Source organism: Kitasatospora sp. NPDC087314 (assembly GCF_044744365.1).
Taxonomy (GTDB): Bacteria; Actinomycetota; Actinomycetes; order Streptomycetales; family Streptomycetaceae; genus Kitasatospora.
Genome location: NZ_JBIUYE010000003.1, coordinates 294,517 through 310,031, shown reverse-complemented (window position 1 = coordinate 310,031; position 15,515 = coordinate 294,517). Strand labels below are relative to the sequence as shown.

The window sequence follows — 15,515 nt, the reverse complement described above, 5'->3', positions numbered from 1 at the left end:
TCAGCGGCGGGACATGTAGAGGTCGAGGGCCTTGTGCAGCAGCTTGTTGAGCGGGAAGTCCCACTCGCCGAGGTACTCGGCCGCCTGGCCGCCGGTGCCGACCTTGAACTGGATCAGGCCGAACAGGTGGTCGTTCTCGTCCAGGGTGTCGCTGATGCCGCGCAGGTCGTACACCCCGCCGCCGAGCGCGTAGGAGTCGCGCATCATCCGCCACTGGATCGCGTTGGACGGCTTGACCTCGCGCTTGTGGTTGGCCGAGGCGCCGTAGGAGTACCAGACGTGCTCGCCGACCACCAGCATCGTGGTCGCGGCCAGCGGCTCGCCCTCGTGGTAGGCGATGTAGAGCCGCATGCGGTTCTGGTCCTCGGCGGTGAGGGCCTTCCACATCCGCTGGAAGTAGGCCAGCGGGCGCGGGGTGAACTTGTCGCGCTCGGCGGTCACCAGGTAGAGCTGGTGGAAGATCGGCAGCTCGTCGTAGCCGCCCTGGTACACCTCGACGCCGCTCTTCTCGGCCTTCTTGATGTTGCGGCGCCAGAGCTGGTTGAAGCCCTTCTGGATGTCGTCCAGCGAGCGGTTGGCCAGCGGCACCTGGAAGACGTAGCGGGGCTGGACGTCGCCGAAGCCGGCGCCGCCGTCCTCGCCCTGCAGCCAGCCGGACTTGCGCAGCCGGTCGGCCACCTCGAAGGCGCGCGCCTCGTACCAGTCGGCCTCGACGTCGCGCAGGCGCTTGGCCTGCTTGGCGGCGATGGCCTCCTTGATGGTCGGGGCGTTCCAGCGGCGGATGACGACGGGCGGGCCCATCTTCACGGAGAAGGCGCCCTGCGACTTCAGGTGCGCCAGCATCGGGGAGAGCCAGCGGTCGAGGTCCCGGTCGAACCAGTCGATGACCGGGCCCTCGGGCAGGTAGGCGAGGTAGCGCTTGAGCTTCGGCAGCTGGCGGTAGAGCACCAGGCCGGCGCCGACGAGCTGGTTGGCGTCGTCGAACCAGCCGATCGACTCCGAGCGCCACTCGGCCTTCACGTCGCCCCACGACGGCACCTGCATGTGGCTGGCCGAGGCGCGGCTCCTGATGAAGGCGAGGTGCTCCTCGCGGGTGATCGTCCTCAGGCGCAGGCTCATTGCTCGGTGCTCCTCGTCGGTCGGGCTGCGGTGGGCCCCAGGTTCTCGGGCTGACCCTATCGTCCGGGGCCCGGGCACCCGCCGCTGCGGGCGCGACGGCGCCCCCGTCGCGTACCTGTCTTCTTGCAGATACGTCACGGGGGCGCCGAGGGTTCCGCGCGGGCGGTCCGGTGGGGCCGTCCGACCGGAGCGGAGCGGTCCGGCGGGGCGGCTCAGCCCCAGAGGCCGCCGCGGGCGACGCCGAGGTAGAAGCCGACGGCGGAGGCGCCGAGCGTGATCATCAGCACGAAGCGCTCGGCCGTGGTGACCGAGACGAACATGCCGAGCAGCCCCGTGATGATCCCGAACAGGCCGGTCCACGAGGTCAGCAGGTGCAGGTTGTGGAAGAACGAGGTGGTGAAGGCGATCACGCCCAGCACGGCGGTGAGGCCGACCAGGGCGTTCTCCCGGGGGTGCGGGTGGCCGTCGGTGTTCAGGGTGAGCGCGGGCATGCGGTGGACGGACTGGGCCATGAGTCCCACCTCCTGGCGTGGAAACGAACGGGCAGGAATCCCGTTCCGTCCAGATTGCGGCGGTTGGGCCGGTCTCACAACCCCTATGCGTTTTGTTCGGCCGTACGGGTGCGGGTAGGCTGTGCCATCTGCACTGGTGTAGTTGTGCCCCCTTGCGCCCTCTTCCGGGCGACCGCCCCACCGGGTGAGCGGGGGCCGACTGTCGGACCCGGCCGCTACGGTGGGCCGGTGTCGTCACTGCTCCGGTGCCGACGCTGCACAACCCTCCTGCCACGGAGAGACCGTGGCCGTTGAGTCCAAAGGAGGTGGGTTACCCATGCGTCACTACGAGGTGATGGTCATCCTCGACCCCTCGGTCGAGGAGCGCGCTGTCTCCCCCCTGATCGAGAACTTCCTCACCGTCGTCCGCAACGCGGGCGGCAAGGTGGAGAAGGTCGACACCTGGGGTCGTCGCCGTCTGGCTTACGAGATCAACAAGCAGTCCGAGGGCATCTACTCGGTCATCGACCTCAAGGCCACGCCTGAGGTCGTCAAGGAGCTCGACCGCCAGATGGGCCTGAGCGAGTCGGTTCTGCGGACCAAGGTCCTGCGCCCGGACACCCACTGAGCCACCTCTGAGGCCTTCGGGTCTCGGGTAGCTCGCGACCGCTGTTTCACGTGAAACAGCGGTGAACGGACATCTTCCCGAGAGGTCATCACCACCATGGCAGGCGAGACCGTCATCACCCTCGTCGGCAATCTCGTCGACGACCCCGAGCTGCGCTTCACCCCGTCGGGTGCGGCGGTCGCGAAGTTCCGTATCGCGTCCACCCCCCGCACCTTCGACCGTCAGACGAACGAGTGGAAGGACGGCGAGAGCCTCTTCCTCACGTGCAACGTCTGGCGGCAGCCGGCGGAGAACGTGGCCGAGTCGCTGCAGCGCGGCATGCGCGTCATCGTGCAGGGCCGACTGCGCCAGCGGTCTTACGAGACCAAGGAAGGCGAGAAGCGGACGGTCTTCGAGGTCGAGGTCGACGAGGTCGGCCCGAGCCTGCGTTCGGCGACCGCCAAGGTCACCCGGGCCAACCGGTCCGGCGGCCCCGGTGGCGGCTTCGGCGGCCAGCAGGGCGGCGGCGCCGGCCAGCAGGGCGGCTGGGGCGGCGGTGGCGGTCAGCAGGGCGGCGGCAGCTGGGGTGGAAACTCCGGCGGCGGCCAGGCCGGCCCCTCCGACGACCCGTGGGCGTCCAGCACTCCCTCCGGCGGCCAGCAGGGCGGCGGTGGCGGTGGCTGGGGTGCCCCGTCCGGTGGCGGCTACTCGGAAGAGCCCCCGTTCTAAGAGCTGACAGATTTCGTGCGGCCCGGCCGCCGGCGTCGAAGGACGCCCGCCGGGCCGTGAACCCCAAATGGAGCACACAATGGCGAAGCCGCCTGCTCGCAAGCCGAAGAAGAAGGTTTGCGTCTTCTGCAAGGACAAGGTCAACTACGTTGACTACAAGGACACGAACCTGCTGCGGAAGTTCATCTCCGACCGTGGCAAGATCCGTGCCCGCCGGGTCACCGGCAACTGCACCCAGCACCAGCGTGACGTCGCCACGGCCGTGAAGAACAGCCGTGAGATGGCGCTGCTGCCCTACACCAGCACCGCGCGCTAAGAGAGGGTGACCAAGTAATGAAGATCATCCTCACGCACGAGGTGCCGGGTCTCGGCTCCGCCGGCGAGGTCGTCGAGGTCAAGGACGGCTACGCCCGCAACTACCTGGTCCCGCGTGGCTTCGCCATCCGCTGGACCAAGGGTGGCCAGAAGGACGTCGACGCCATCCGTCGCGCCCGCAAGATCCACGAGATCCAGACCCTTGAGGCCGCCAACGAGGTCAAGGGCAAGCTCGAGGGCGTCCAGGTCAAGCTGGCCGTTCGCTCGGGTGACGCCGGCCGTCTGTTCGGTTCGGTGACCCAGGCCGACGTCGTGGAGGCCATCAAGGCCGCCGGCGGCCCGGCCGTGGACAAGCGCGCCGTCGCGATCGGTTCGCCGATCAAGACCGTGGGCACCCACAAGGTCTCGGTCAAGCTGCACGCCGACGTCCAGGCCAACCTCGACGTCGCCGTCGTCGCTGCCTGAGTTCCGTAGCAGTGGCCTGAGGGCCGGGCTCCTCCGGGAGCCCGGCCCTCGGTCGTGTTCCGGGGCCCTCAGCTCCGGACGGCCCCGGTGACCAGCCAGCGGCCGCCGCGGGCCCGTCCGACCAGGAAGGCCGCGCGGACCAGCATGAACAGGTTCATCGCCCACCACAGCCCGGCCAGCCCGGTGCCGGTGGTCGGCACCGCGAAGGCCGCCGGGGTGAACACCGCCAGGGTCGCGAGCGCGGCCCAGGCCAGGTAGGGGCCGTCCCCGGCGCCCATCAGCACCCCGTCCAGCACGAAGACCAGTCCGGCGACCGGCTGGCTGAGCGCGAGCAGCAGCAGGGCGGTGTCCAGCTGCCCCTGCACCGCCGGATCGGGCGTGAACAGCGGGACGTACAGCGGGCGCGCGACCACCACCAGCAGGCCGAGCAGCACGCCCGAGCCGATGCCCCACTCGACCATCCGGCGGGTGGCGGCCCGGGCGCCCGGGGCGTCCGAGGCGCCCAGGTAGCGGCCGATGATCGCCTGGCCGGCGATCGCGATGGCGTCCAGTGCGAAGGCCAGGAAGCTGAACAGCGTCATGGTGATCTGGTGCGCGGCCACCTGGTCGTCGCCCAGTCGGGCGGCCACCGCGGTGGCGATCATCAGCACCGCGCGCAGGCTGACCGTCCGGACCAGCAGCGGACCGCCCGCCTTCGCACTGGCCCGGATGCCGGCCGCGTCCGGCCGCAGCGAGGCGTGCTCACGCCGTGCCCCGCGCACCACCACGACCAGGTAGACGGCGGCCATCCCGGTCTGCGCCAGCACGGTGCCCCAGGCCGAGCCGGCCACCCCGAGCCCGGCGCCGTACACCAGGCCGGCGTTCAGGCCGATGTTGGCGGCGAAGCCCGCTATCGCCACCAGCAGCGGCGTGCGGGTGTCCTGGAGTCCGCGCAGCACGCCGGTGGCGGCCATCACCATGAGCATCGCGGGGATGCCCAGGGAGCTGATCCGCAGATACGTCACTGCATAGGGGGCGGCGGTCTGCGAGGCGCCCAGGACGTCGGCCGCCCAGGGGGCCAGCAGCAGGGTGAGCAGCACCACCGGGACGGCCAGGCCGAGGGCGAGCCAGATGCCGTCGACGCCCTGCTGGACGGCGCCCCGGCGGTCCCCGGCGCCGATCCGGCGGGCCACCGCGGCGGTGGTGGCGTAGGCGAGGAAGACGAACACGCCGGTCGCGGTGGAGAGTGCGGCGGCGGCGACGCCCACGCCGGCCAGCTGCGGGGTGCCGAGGTGGCCGACGATCGCCGAGTCGGCCATCAGGAAGAGCGGCTCGGCGACCAGCGCTCCGAAGGCCGGAACGGCCAGCGCGAGGATCTCCCGGTCGTGCCGGCGTCTGGCGGGGGTCGGGGCTGCGGGAGAGGCGGTCATGGGCTCCAGGCTACTCATCCACAGGTAATGACTGCTAGTGGTATCTGGCCATTACTCGAATTCTTGAGCGACGCACTCGGCCCGCTGTGCGCCCACAGCCACCCGGCGGCGTGTGAAGAATTTCTCATGCACAGGCCCGGTAAGAGGTAATACCTGGTCAGCGGGTTGACGGTGGGCGGATGGTCTGGTTATCCACAGGACCTTCCACAGGGGTGTCCACAGCTTTGCGGCACTTCTCCACAGCCCAGGGCCGCTCGTCCACACCCCCTGTGGATAACCGTCTTGGCTGAACGGCTCCCGGCGCCTTAGCGTGGGCCCTCCGCCCGACACTCCCGCCCGCCCCGGCGTCCGATTTGTCGGTGCCGTGGCGTACAAAGAGGAGCGGCTCCGTTCCACCCAGCCACCGGCAAGGCCCGCTCCAACTCGCACCACTCGCTGATCGGGGAACACGCGTGACCGGCCCCCAGTACGACGACCACGACGCCCCGCCGCCGGAGGAGGACTGGCAGACCGCCGAGGACCCCTTCCCGGCCGGCGCCTTCGACGACGCGCCCTTCCCGGACGGGCCCGGCGACCGGCTCCCGGTCTCCCGCGGCCGCGCCGGCCAGAACGGTGGCCAGGGTGGCGGCCAGGGCGGCGGAGGCCGCGAAGGCGGTTTCCAGAAGGGCGGCGGCTCCCAGGGCGGCAAGGGCGGCCGGAACGGCTCCCCGCGCGACGGTTCGCAGCGTGAGGGCGGCTGGCAGCGCCGGGGTGACGACGAGGGCCAGGGCGGCGTGGACGGCTTCGAGCGGGTCCCCCCGCAGGACCTCGCCGCCGAGCAGTCCGTCCTCGGCGGCATGCTGCTGTCCAAGGACGCCATCGCCGACGTGGTCGAGGTGCTCAAGCCGGCCGACTACTACCGGCCCGCGCACGAGATGGTCCACGGCGCGATCCTCGACCTGTACGCCCGCGGGGAGCCGGCCGACCCGATCACCGTGGCCGGCGAGCTGACCAAGCGCGGCGAGCTGCAGCGCGTCGGCGGCGCCTCCTACCTGCACACCCTGGTCAACTCCGTCCCGACCGCCGCCAACGCCGAGTACTACGCCCAGATCGTCCACGAGCGCGCGGTGCTGCGCCGGCTGGTCGAGGCCGGCACCCGGATCGCCGGCATGGGCTACGCGGCCGAGGGTGACGTGGACGAGATCGTCAACGCCGCCCAGGCGGAGATCTACGCCGTCACCGAGCAGCGCACCAACGAGGACTACGCGCCGCTCGCCGACATCATGGAAGGCGCCCTCGACGAGATCGAGGCGATCGGCTCCCGCAACGGCCAGATGTCCGGCGTCCCGACCGGCTTCGCCGACTTCGACCAGCTCACCAACGGCCTCCACCCCGGCCAGATGATCGTCATCGCGGCCCGTCCCGCGATGGGCAAGTCGACCCTGGCGCTGGACTTCGCCCGCGCCTGCTCGATCCAGCACAAGCTGCCGAGCGTGATCTTCTCGCTCGAAATGGGCCGCAACGAGATCGCCATGCGCCTGCTGTCCGCCGAGGCCAGGGTCGCGCTGCACCACATGCGCTCCGGGAACATGACGGACGACGACTGGACCCGGGTCGCCCGCCGGATGCCCGACGTCAGCGAGGCGCCGCTGTTCATCGACGACTCCCCGAACCTGTCGATGATGGAGATCCGGGCCAAGTGCCGCCGGCTCAAGCAGCGCAACGACATCAAGCTGGTCGTCATCGACTACCTCCAGCTGATGCAGTCCGGCGGCTCCCGCCGGGCCGAGAACCGCCAGCAGGAGGTCTCCGACATGTCGCGAAACCTGAAGCTGCTGGCCAAGGAGCTGGAAGTCCCGGTCATCGCGCTCTCCCAGCTGAACCGTGGCCCCGAGCAGCGCACCGACAAGCGGCCGATGGTCTCCGACCTGCGCGAGTCCGGCTCGATCGAGCAGGACGCCGACATGGTCATCCTGCTCCACCGTGAGGACGCCTACGAGAAGGAGTCCCCGCGCGCCGGCGAGGCCGACCTGATCGTCGCCAAGCACCGTAACGGCCCCACCGCCACCATCACGGTGGCCTTCCAGGGCCACTACTCCCGCTTCGTCGACATGACCCGCGACTAGGGCTTGTCGGTGTGGGATCCCGGATGCCCTGTCCTTTTCCCACCGGTGATGTCCATCGTGTGGCCAATAGGACAGGGGCATGGGATTCATGCCTCGCCAGCGAGTAGTTCCCCTTCGTGTACAAGACCGCCCCGGCTGTCGTCCGCGTGCGTGGCCGAGCCATGAATACACACGGCGGAGACGTCTGACTGGAGGGGAGGTCAGATTTCGTGGCCAAGTCTCACGGTTGATGGTCAATTTGAGGCCACTGAAGATCCACCATCTCGAAGTGGCTGGTCAGCGTGCTGGTGTGTCAGGGTTCGTGGGTATTCGTACTGGTCGTGGGCGGGTGTCTGTGGTGTAGATCGTCCGTCAGGGCGGTTCGTGGTGGCTCCGGCCCCGACGCGCTCCCGCCGGACTACGAGCTCTTCGGCCGGTCACGGTCCGTCGGGTCGGCGAGATACTCGGCCTTCCTGTCGGCGTCCGGGGCAAGCTGGAGCCGCTTCGCGCACAACCGACCAAGCTCGCCGACCGCGGCTGGCTGCGCAAACTCGCCGACGGCTGGTTCACGATCGGGGTTGAGAGGCCGCGGCCAGGTGGGTGAGCTCGCGCATCTGGCGAACGCGGCGAACTCGTGGTCGGCGATCGTTCTTCTCACCCTGCCCTACCGTCTACCCGGCGTGAGTCCGTTCTCGTAGGCGATGATCGCCAGGTGGACGCGGTCCCGGGCCTCGAGCTTGGCGAACAGACGCGCGACATGGGTCTTCGCCGTCGCCGCGCTGATCACCAACCGCTCGGCTATCTCAGCGTTCGACAGTCCCTGTCCGACCAGTGCCAGCACCTCGCGCTCCCGGTCGGTGATCTCTGCGATGAGACGTGAGTCCTGGGCGGGCTCGGTGTCCGGTGCGGGGGCCGCGGGGGTGGCGGAGGTTCCGGCGAAGTCGGCGATCAGCCGTCGGGTGACGCTCGGCGCGATCAACGCGTCGCCGGCCGCCACCACGCGGATCGCGTCCAGGATCGCGTCCAGGGCCATGCTCTTGAGCAGGAATCCGCTGGCGCCGGCGCGCAGTGCGCCGTAGACGTACTCGTCGTCGTCGAAGGTCGTCAGCACCAGCACCTTGGGCGGGTCCGGCTCGGCGGTCGCCTGCCGGGTCGCCTCGATCCCGTCCATGCCCGGCATCCGGATGTCCATCACCACGACGTCCGGCCGCAGCTCACGCACCAGGCGCACCGCCTCGCGGCCGTCGCCGGCCTCGCCGACCACCTCCAGGTCGTCGGTGCCGCCGATCAGGATCCCGAGCCCGACCAGCATCAGCGGCTGGTCATCGACCAGCAGCACCCGCACGCTCATGCCGGGAACCTCGCCGCCACCCGGAATCCGCCCTCCGGACGCCGGCCCGCGCTGAACTGGCCGGACAGCAGCGACACCCGCTCGCGCATGCCGAGCAGGCCGAAGCCGCTCCCGCCGGCCGCCGCCGAGGGCCTCGGACGGCCGGGACCGTCGTCCCCGTCGTCCACCACCTCGATCGTCACTCCTGTCGGCTCGTAACCCACCGCGACCCGGCACGTCCGCGCACCGGAATGCCGCACCACGTTCGTCACCGACTCCTGGACGATCCGGAACGCCGACAGCTCGATCTCCGGCGGCAGCAGACGCCGCTCGCCCCGCCAGGCCACGTGGACCCGCACCCCGGCGTCGGCCGTGCGTTCGGCGAGCCGCGGGATATCGGCCAGGCTGCCGGCCGGCGCCAGCGGAGCGGCCCCCGGCATGGCGTCGTCCGGCTCGGCGCGGCGGAGCGCCCCGAGCATGCGCTGCAGCTCGAGCAGCGTCTGGCGGCTGGTGGACTCGATGCCGGTCAGCGCCTGCCGCGTCTGCTCGGGCTTGGTGTCCACGACCCGCGCCGCCGCTCCCGACAGCACCGTGATGATCCCGATGCTGTGCGCGACGCTGTCGTGCAGTTCGCGGGCGATCCGCAGCCGCTCGGTGACGACGGCGCGGGCCGCCCTCTGCTCGTGCAGGGCTCCGAGGTATTCACGGCGTTTGCGATACACCCCCCCGAAGACCCACGCGACCGCGAACCACAACGCGAACTGCCCGGCCCACTGGGCCGCGTCGCTGACCGTCTCCCCGGGGTAGACGCGGATGTTCTCGACGAACGCGGCCGCGACGGCCGCGACGGAGCCGACGGCGGCAGCCTTCGGCCGCCGGACGGCGAGGTGCCCGCCCAAGACGACGAGCAGGACGAACACGATCCAGGGCCGCACGCCGAAGATGTCGCCGAGGACCGATTCGCCCAGGATCATCGCGAAGACCGCCGCCGGCAGACGGCGCATCAGCAGAACCGGAAGGGCGAGCACGACGCACAGACCCATCAGCTGGAAGGGCCCGAGGTCGGGAAACCGGAACAGGCCGTCGTGGTCCCGAACCTGAGCGATCGACCAGCAGAGCATCACCGCGTAGAAGCAGGCGGTGGCCAGCACCACGGCCTGGTCCGTCAGCCAGGTCACGCGCTTCGATGTCGAGAGACGCTGGAGAAGCTCTTCCATACGGAGATCGTATTCAGCGGCGTCGGCTCCGCGCGTCGCCCCGGGGATGTACGCGGGGTACACCCCCGGGCCGACGGCCTGGGGAACGGTGACATCCACCGGCCGACGCGACGGATCACGCTCTGTTCGTAGGTTCGTGGACATGACGAACGCACCGATGATCGACGTCCGCGAGGCGACGAAGAAATACGATGACGGCCCGCCCGCGCTGGCCGGTGTGACCCTTTTCCGTGGCGTCCGGTGATTGTGTGGCGATCCTCGGCCATTCCGGCAGTGGGAAGTCCACGCTGCTGAACCTGATCGCCGGTTTGGACAAGCCCTCCAGCGGCAGTGTCACCGTCGAGGGCACGCGCGTCGATCAGCTTGGTGAGGCCGGATCGGCGAAGTACCGCTCGCAGGCTGGAGGACGCGAAGGGCCACCAGTACGGCGAGGAGAAACCATGAGCGTCATCGACCGGTCAGCGGCGAAGGCGCAGTCCGATTCGAGTCACGACAGCGCCGTTGCGGGCAGGCAGCCCGCGCAGCATCGGCGCCGTTTTCCTTGCCGGTGGCCTGAGTTGGCGCTCATCGGCTGCGGAGTCGCAGTACTCGCCTGGGCGTTCGTGCTCTGCATCGCCCTGCCGTCCACGGCGACTGCTGCGGATTGGTCGGCCGCCTGGGCCGGGTTGGACGTCATGGAGGCGCTCGGCTTCATCGCCACCGGGGTCCTGGCAGCTCGTGGCGATCTCCGACGGGTCCTGTCTGCCGCGGCCACGTCGATGCTGTTGCTGGTCGACTCCTGGTTCGACCTGATGACAGCGGGGCCTGGCCGCGATTTCGCCGTGGCGCTGGCCATGGCGTGCTTCGGCGAACTGCCGCTTGCGGTGGTCTGTGCGGTCGTCGCCTGGCGACCGCTCCGAGTTCCGACACCAACCGTCGATCACTGGAAAACAGAGGACCCTCGATCATGAATCTTCGTACTGCGCTCGGTCGGCCCGGAGCGCGATGGGGGTTGACCGCGGCGGCGGCCGGCACTGCGGCTTTGTCCTGGTGGATGTTGGACTCCGCCCCCTATCCGTACGCGCAGCGCTGGCTGCTCGATCTGCCCTTGCCGCTGCTCAGCCAGGGGCGGCTCGATTCGATGCTGGAGTTGCGCCATGGCGAGCGGGTCCTGGAGGTCGGACCGGGTACGGGCCTGCAGGCTCTGCAGACCGCCCCGCAACTGGGCCCTGACGGTCGACTGGATATCGTCGATATCCAGCAGGAGATGCTCGACCACGTGATGAGCCGGGCCGCACAGCGCGGCCTCACCAACGTCGCGCCGACCCAGGCGGACGCCCACCACCTGCCGTTCGAGGACTCCGTGTTCGACGCCGCCTACCTGGTGACGGCCCTGGGCGAGATCCCGCAGCCGGAGGTGACGCTGACGGAGCTGAAGCGGGTGGTCAAGCCGACCGGGAGGATCGTGGTGGGCGAGTTCTTCGACCGGCACCAGGTGCGGCGCGCCACCCTGGCTCGCCATGCCAATGCTGTGGGGCTCCACGTGACCCGGCTGATCGGCCCGCCGTTCTCCTACTACGCCCAGCTGGCGCCATGCCGACCGGGAGGGTCAGGGGGCCGCTGACAGCTGCCGGTACCCACCACCGACGACGGCGACGGCCGTGGTGGAGCCCACCGGTCCTCCCGAATGCGCTTCAGAGGGCGTGACGTACCGTGATGCCCGCTTCGTCGTTGGTGTTGGGTGAGGCGGGCTGGTCAGGGGTCAGCCGCCGGGGCGGGGGCGCGGCAGGGCGAACAAGCCCGGTTCGTCTTCGGCAACGAGGCTGGCGGCGGTCAGGCGTTTGAGCTTGGACCGCATGCCTTCGATCTTGGACGGTTCGAAGCCCAGGTCCAGCGCGCGGCACAGGTCTTTCGACGCAAGAGCAGATCGCCAAGTTCTTTTTCCCACAGGCTGGTTGGTGCATCGTTCACGAGGGCTGACTGCCCGCAGCGTTGCCACTACACGCGCAGGGGTCACCCGTTGGCGGGACGGGGCGGCCAAGACCGCCCCACACCCGCCCCCGCCCGGCTACACTCCCCACTCCCAGACCGTTGACCAGCGGGAATGGAGAAGTCCGGCTGGAGTCCTAGTGCAGCGCCGCGTTGATCCTTCGGGGGTTGCCGGTCAGCTGGCGGGGTCGCCGAGGTAGAGGCCGACGGCGCAGTCGAGGGCGTCTTCGGGGCTTCCGAAGGACAGGCCCGTGGGCAGGATGTTGTCCTCGTAGCGTTCGTTGCTGTAGGTGAACAGAGCGAAGCCCCGCATCTCGGGGTGGCCGGTGTCCTTGAGCCTGCACAGTTGCAAGTCGTCTTCGTCGTCGCCGTTGATGACGGCGTCGATGTAGGCGTATCCGGCCCGCCAACGTCCACACCGGCCAAGTCCTCACCGAGCGCATCGACCGCAACAACGCCGACACCTTCATCGGCTTCCTACGCCAACTCAACGAGTCCATCCCCGCCGGCACCAGCATCCACCTGGTCATGGACAACGGCTCATCCCACGTTGCGAAGAAGACGAAGGCCTGGCTGGCCACCCGTCCCCGCTTCAACATCCACCACACCCCCGAACACGCCGGCTGGCTCAACCAAGTCGCGCTGTTCTTCTCCACCCTGACCCGACGTCTACTACGCCGCGGCCAGTTCGCCTCCCGCGACGAACTGGCCGCGGCCATCGACACCGTCGTCTTGGCCTACGACGAACACGACGTCAAGCCCTACCGCCGGACCTACGACGGCAGCCCGCTCAAAGCCGCATGAACCCCCGAAGGATCAACGCGGCGCTGCACTAGGACTGGAAGGTTACTTCCGGATTGTTCGGTGAGGGGCCGTCCAGCAGCGGACTGTGGATCCCCTTCAGCGTCTGGTCGAAGAACGCCGTCACGTACTCGCGGGTGATCACCACCCCGCGTTCCGGGGAGAGGGGCCCCGCCGGGAACCCGGCCTGCTCCTGAAGCACGTCCAGGTCGGAGAAGCTGAAGTGGTCGGCGCCGGTGACCGTCAGCCACTTCTTGTAGCCGCCGAGGGCGGCCCAGGCCCGCCCCACGATGCCGTCGCCGCTGCCGGGCGTGTGGCCGTCGCTACCCAGCATGAGGAAGGGCCGGTTGATCTGGCCGGGCATCGGGAGCGGGTGGAAGGTGCCGTCCATGTCCACTCCGGCCCGTACACGCGGGTCGGCGATCATCGTGGCGGCCGCCGCCGCTCCGCCGAGGGAGTGTCCGGCCATGCCGATCTCGTGCTTGTCGATGAGGTGTGCCAGGCGCCACGCGGTGTTGCCGTGCGTCAACTGGTCGATCACGAAGGACACGTCCCGCCCGCGGCTGACAGCTTCGGCGTCGAAGTCGATCGTTTCCGGGTGGTCGCAGATCGCGCACGGCGGCGTCTGGCCGTTCGCCAGCGTCTCGCCGCTGTCCTCGTAGGTGTGGCCGACGAGCGCGACGACGTAGCCGTGACTGGCCAGGTCGGTCGCGAGCGAGGTGAGCATCATGCGCGGGTTCTCGGACGCGGCTGAGAGGACCACCAGCGGATGCTTGCCGCGTTGCGGCCGCGCGCCGTCGAAGGCGTGAGTGGTGACGCTGGAAAGGGTCTGCGGGGTGACGCCGGTGCTCGCCGGCAACTTCCGGCGCTCGGTGATTCCGGCTGCCTCGGCGACGGTCATGTAAGGGGCCGGGGTCCCGGTCCCGGGGACGGCGGGGTAGACCATCGTGACGGTCAGTTGGCGGGGGCCGGACGACGGCACCCACGGGTCGAGGCGGCTCGTGTCGGTGAGGTGGATGATCTCCTCGCCGGCGGCGTAGGGGCCGGTCGGCGCGGGGAGCGTGCCGTGGAAGGTCCGCGTGGGCGCGGTGGCCGCGGCCGGTGCGGTGTCGAACGCGTGCGTGGCCACCGGTGTGGCCGACGGTGTGGTCGTGGCGGCGAACCCGGCGCCGGTTCCGGTGACGAGGGCGGCGAGCGCCAGCACCGCGACAGCGCTGATACGGCGATTGCGTTTCATGGGATCGACGCTAGGATCCGCAGCTCCGTATCGAATCAGCCCATGGATGTAAGCATTCTGGTGTCGTTCGTAGCCCCCGGGAGGTACCGGAGTAATCCGCCGGGAGTATGTCGTGCGGCGTGGGGTTCCCTTCGCCGACATCGTCGAGCGCCACCTTCGTCTTGGCCTACGACGAACGCGACGCCAAGCCCTACCGCTGGACCTACGACGGCAGCCCGCTCAAAGCCGCATGAACCCCCGAAGGATCAACGCGGCGCTGCACTAGATCGTTCGTCACCGGCTGGTTTCGAGGTCGGCCAGGGCGCCCAGGCCGGCGGTGCGCAGGTGTTCGCAGATCCTGTCGTGCCGGGGCCGCCGGGCGGGTGCGGTCAGACGGTCACGGTGGCGCGGAACAGGGTCGTGCCGGTGCCGGAGAGGCGGGTGGGGGTGCCGGTGGCGGGGAGGAAGGCCGACCGGCCGCGGGCGAGGTCCAGGCTGGTGCCGTCGGCGCCGGTGAGCCGGGCGGTGCCGGCGGTGCAGAGCAGGATCTGCGGGGTGCGGCCGTCGATCTCGCGGTCCCGGCCGTCCAGGGTGAAGCGGGAGAGCCGGAACTCGTCGATCGGGACGGGGTAGAGCTCCTCGCCGGGGGTGCCCTCGACGACGGCCGGGTGCAGCACCTCGGGGGCGCCGGCCTCGAAGATCACGACCTTCAGCAGCTCGGGGACGTCGATGTGCTTGGGGGTGAGGCCGGCCCGCAGGACGTTGTCGGAGTTGGCCTGCAGCTCGACGCAGACGCCCGCCAGGTAGGCGTGCGGCACCCCGGCGCCCAGGTAGAGCGCCTCGCCGGCCCGCAGCCGGAAGTGGTTGAGCAGCAGTCCTGCGATCAGGCCGCGGTCCTGCGCGAAGTCCTTGGCGATCCGGGCGTACGGCCCGTAGACCCCCTCCGGGTCGGTGCCGGCCAGCGCCTCGGCCGTCTCCCGGACGGTCTCCTCGGCGGCCTTCCCGTCCATGGTGAGGATGGCGGCCAGCGTGCCGCGCAGTGCCGCGGACTCGTCCTCGACGGCCAGCAGATCGATCAGCGGGGCGAGCCCGGGCACTGCGAGCCCGGCCATCAGCCCGGCCGCCTCGGCGGGCCGGCGGAACCCGCACAGGCCCTCGAACTCGCCCAGCGCGCAGACCATTTCGGGCTTGTGGTTGGCGTCGCGGTAGCTCCGCTCGGGGGCGTCCAGCGGGATGCCGAGGGCGTTCTCGGCGGCGAACCCGGCGCGGGCCTGGTCGAGCGTGGGGTGGGCCTGGATGGACAGCGGGATGCCCGCGGCCAGGACCTTGAAGAGGAACGGCAGGGTCGGGCCGAACCGGGCGACGGTCGCGGCGCCGAGCTCGCCCTCGGGATCGGCGGCGATCAGCTCGTCCAGCCGGCGGGGCCCGTCGCCGCGGTCGGCGCGGGACGGGTCGCCGGGGTGGGCGCCCATCCACAGCTCGGCCTGCGGTTCGCCGGTCGGCTCCTGCCCGAGCAGGTCGGGCAGGGCGGTCGGCGACCCCCAGGCGTACGGGCGGACGGTGTTGACGAGCCTGTCCATGCGCGCGGTCCTACTCCTTCGCTGGGTGGCGGGTGTGCCGGATCGCCGGGCAGCGGGCCCGGCGGTGCGGGGGTCCGGGCACAGGCAAGGGCATCGACCCTAGCCGACCGGTGCCGCCACCGGGGAAACGGCCGGTGCCGGAGGGGAGTGCCCTGGCCGGACCGGTGGTTCCCGGGCGCGGTAG

Annotated in this window: 15 protein-coding genes and 1 pseudogene; 8 read left to right on the top strand and 8 right to left on the bottom strand. The window is 70.2% G+C overall.

Annotated features, from left to right (window positions below; all coding sequences use genetic code 11):
- A complete protein-coding gene (locus tag ACIO5E_RS07920) occupies window positions 1-1,119 on the bottom strand; it encodes a peptidoglycan bridge formation glycyltransferase FemA/FemB family protein (RefSeq protein WP_280673863.1) in 1,119 nt (372 codons plus the stop codon).
- Between the two features lie 212 nt (window positions 1,120-1,331).
- On the bottom strand, window positions 1,332-1,631 hold the full coding sequence (locus tag ACIO5E_RS07915) for a hypothetical protein (protein WP_400664881.1): 300 nt from the start codon (window positions 1,629-1,631) through the stop codon (window positions 1,332-1,334).
- Between the two features lie 316 nt (window positions 1,632-1,947).
- Here ACIO5E_RS07915 and rpsF point away from each other — a divergent pair, with 316 nt between their 5' ends.
- The 4 genes from rpsF to rplI all read left to right on the top strand — a co-directional run bounded on the left by rpsF (window position 1,948) and on the right by rplI (window position 3,726).
- Window positions 1,948-2,238, top strand: a complete 291-nt coding sequence (rpsF, locus tag ACIO5E_RS07910; RefSeq protein WP_063348486.1) for a 30S ribosomal protein S6 — start codon at window positions 1,948-1,950, stop codon at window positions 2,236-2,238.
- A gap of 96 nt (window positions 2,239-2,334) precedes the next feature.
- The gene (locus tag ACIO5E_RS07905) at window positions 2,335-2,946 is read left to right on the top strand and encodes a single-stranded DNA-binding protein (protein WP_400664880.1); all 612 of its coding nucleotides are present in this window, start codon (window positions 2,335-2,337) and stop codon (window positions 2,944-2,946) included.
- A gap of 79 nt (window positions 2,947-3,025) precedes the next feature.
- On the top strand, window positions 3,026-3,262 hold the full coding sequence (rpsR, locus tag ACIO5E_RS07900) for a 30S ribosomal protein S18 (protein ID WP_030304537.1): 237 nt from the start codon (window positions 3,026-3,028) through the stop codon (window positions 3,260-3,262).
- 17 nt (window positions 3,263-3,279) lie between these two features.
- Complete coding sequence (gene rplI / locus ACIO5E_RS07895; RefSeq protein WP_280673856.1) at window positions 3,280-3,726, top strand: 50S ribosomal protein L9; 447 nt, start codon at window positions 3,280-3,282, stop codon at window positions 3,724-3,726.
- Between the two features lie 68 nt (window positions 3,727-3,794).
- Here the strand turns inward: rplI and ACIO5E_RS07890 are convergent, their stop codons facing one another.
- Window positions 3,795-5,135 (bottom strand): MATE family efflux transporter, encoded by a 1,341-nt coding sequence (locus ACIO5E_RS07890; protein WP_400664878.1) that lies wholly within the window; start codon window positions 5,133-5,135, stop codon window positions 3,795-3,797.
- Between the two features lie 452 nt (window positions 5,136-5,587).
- On the opposite strand from ACIO5E_RS07890, the gene dnaB reads away from it, so the two are divergent.
- On the top strand, window positions 5,588-7,240 hold the full coding sequence (gene dnaB, locus ACIO5E_RS07885; RefSeq protein WP_400664877.1) for a replicative DNA helicase: 1,653 nt from the start codon (window positions 5,588-5,590) through the stop codon (window positions 7,238-7,240).
- Window positions 7,241-7,883: 643 nt separating this feature from the next.
- Here dnaB and ACIO5E_RS07880 read toward each other — a convergent pair.
- On the bottom strand, window positions 7,884-8,570 hold the full coding sequence (locus ACIO5E_RS07880) for a response regulator (protein ID WP_400664876.1): 687 nt from the start codon (window positions 8,568-8,570) through the stop codon (window positions 7,884-7,886).
- Window positions 8,567-9,865 carry a sensor histidine kinase gene (locus ACIO5E_RS07875; protein WP_400664875.1) on the bottom strand — a complete coding sequence of 433 codons (1,299 nt, stop codon included), beginning with the start codon at window positions 9,863-9,865 and terminating at the stop codon, window positions 8,567-8,569. Before ACIO5E_RS07875 ends, ACIO5E_RS07880 begins: the two co-directional genes overlap by 4 nt.
- Before the next feature lie 43 nt (window positions 9,866-9,908).
- Between ACIO5E_RS07875 and ACIO5E_RS07870 the strand changes: the two are divergent.
- Window positions 9,909-10,158: pseudogene (locus ACIO5E_RS07870) on the top strand (ATP-binding cassette domain-containing protein); the annotation flags it as partial.
- 554 nt (window positions 10,159-10,712) lie between these two features.
- The gene (locus ACIO5E_RS07865) at window positions 10,713-11,369 is read left to right on the top strand and encodes a class I SAM-dependent methyltransferase (protein ID WP_400664873.1); all 657 of its coding nucleotides are present in this window, start codon (window positions 10,713-10,715) and stop codon (window positions 11,367-11,369) included.
- 540 nt (window positions 11,370-11,909) lie between these two features.
- Here the strand turns inward: ACIO5E_RS07865 and ACIO5E_RS07860 are convergent.
- Entirely contained in the window at window positions 11,910-12,086 is a 177-nt protein-coding gene (locus ACIO5E_RS07860) for a hypothetical protein (RefSeq protein ID WP_400664871.1), read from the bottom strand.
- A 44-nt stretch (window positions 12,087-12,130) separates the two neighbouring features.
- On the opposite strand from ACIO5E_RS07860, the gene ACIO5E_RS07855 reads away from it, so the two are divergent.
- Window positions 12,131-12,538 (top strand): transposase, encoded by a 408-nt coding sequence (locus ACIO5E_RS07855; protein ID WP_400665344.1) that lies wholly within the window; start codon window positions 12,131-12,133, stop codon window positions 12,536-12,538.
- A gap of 28 nt (window positions 12,539-12,566) precedes the next feature.
- Here the strand turns inward: ACIO5E_RS07855 and ACIO5E_RS07850 are convergent, their stop codons facing one another.
- A complete protein-coding gene (locus ACIO5E_RS07850; RefSeq protein WP_400664870.1) occupies window positions 12,567-13,772 on the bottom strand; it encodes an alpha/beta hydrolase family protein in 1,206 nt (401 codons plus the stop codon).
- A gap of 368 nt (window positions 13,773-14,140) precedes the next feature.
- Window positions 14,141-15,331, bottom strand: coding sequence for a mannose-6-phosphate isomerase, class I (gene manA, locus ACIO5E_RS07845; RefSeq protein WP_400664868.1), 1,191 nt, complete (start codon window positions 15,329-15,331; stop codon window positions 14,141-14,143).
- Between the last annotated feature and the right edge of the window lie 184 nt (window positions 15,332-15,515).

What these genes read in the sequence shown, in the direction of transcription:
- ACIO5E_RS07920 (WP_280673863.1), bottom strand. Translation starts at nt 1,119, where the DNA reads ATGAGCCTGCGCCTGAGGACGATCACCCGCGAGGAGCACCTCGCCTTC.
- ACIO5E_RS07915 (WP_400664881.1), bottom strand. Translation starts at nt 1,631, where the DNA reads ATGGCCCAGTCCGTCCACCGCATGCCCGCGCTCACCCTGAACACCGAC.
- rpsF (WP_063348486.1), top strand. Translation starts at nt 1,948, where the DNA reads ATGCGTCACTACGAGGTGATGGTCATCCTCGACCCCTCGGTCGAGGAG.
- ACIO5E_RS07905 (WP_400664880.1), top strand. Translation starts at nt 2,335, where the DNA reads ATGGCAGGCGAGACCGTCATCACCCTCGTCGGCAATCTCGTCGACGAC.
- rpsR (WP_030304537.1), top strand. Translation starts at nt 3,026, where the DNA reads ATGGCGAAGCCGCCTGCTCGCAAGCCGAAGAAGAAGGTTTGCGTCTTC.
- rplI (WP_280673856.1), top strand. Translation starts at nt 3,280, where the DNA reads ATGAAGATCATCCTCACGCACGAGGTGCCGGGTCTCGGCTCCGCCGGC.
- ACIO5E_RS07890 (WP_400664878.1), bottom strand. Translation starts at nt 5,135, where the DNA reads ATGACCGCCTCTCCCGCAGCCCCGACCCCCGCCAGACGCCGGCACGAC.
- ACIO5E_RS07880 (WP_400664876.1), bottom strand. Translation starts at nt 8,570, where the DNA reads ATGAGCGTGCGGGTGCTGCTGGTCGATGACCAGCCGCTGATGCTGGTC.
- ACIO5E_RS07865 (WP_400664873.1), top strand. Translation starts at nt 10,713, where the DNA reads ATGAATCTTCGTACTGCGCTCGGTCGGCCCGGAGCGCGATGGGGGTTG.
- ACIO5E_RS07850 (WP_400664870.1), bottom strand. Translation starts at nt 13,772, where the DNA reads ATGAAACGCAATCGCCGTATCAGCGCTGTCGCGGTGCTGGCGCTCGCC.
- manA (WP_400664868.1), bottom strand. Translation starts at nt 15,331, where the DNA reads ATGGACAGGCTCGTCAACACCGTCCGCCCGTACGCCTGGGGGTCGCCG.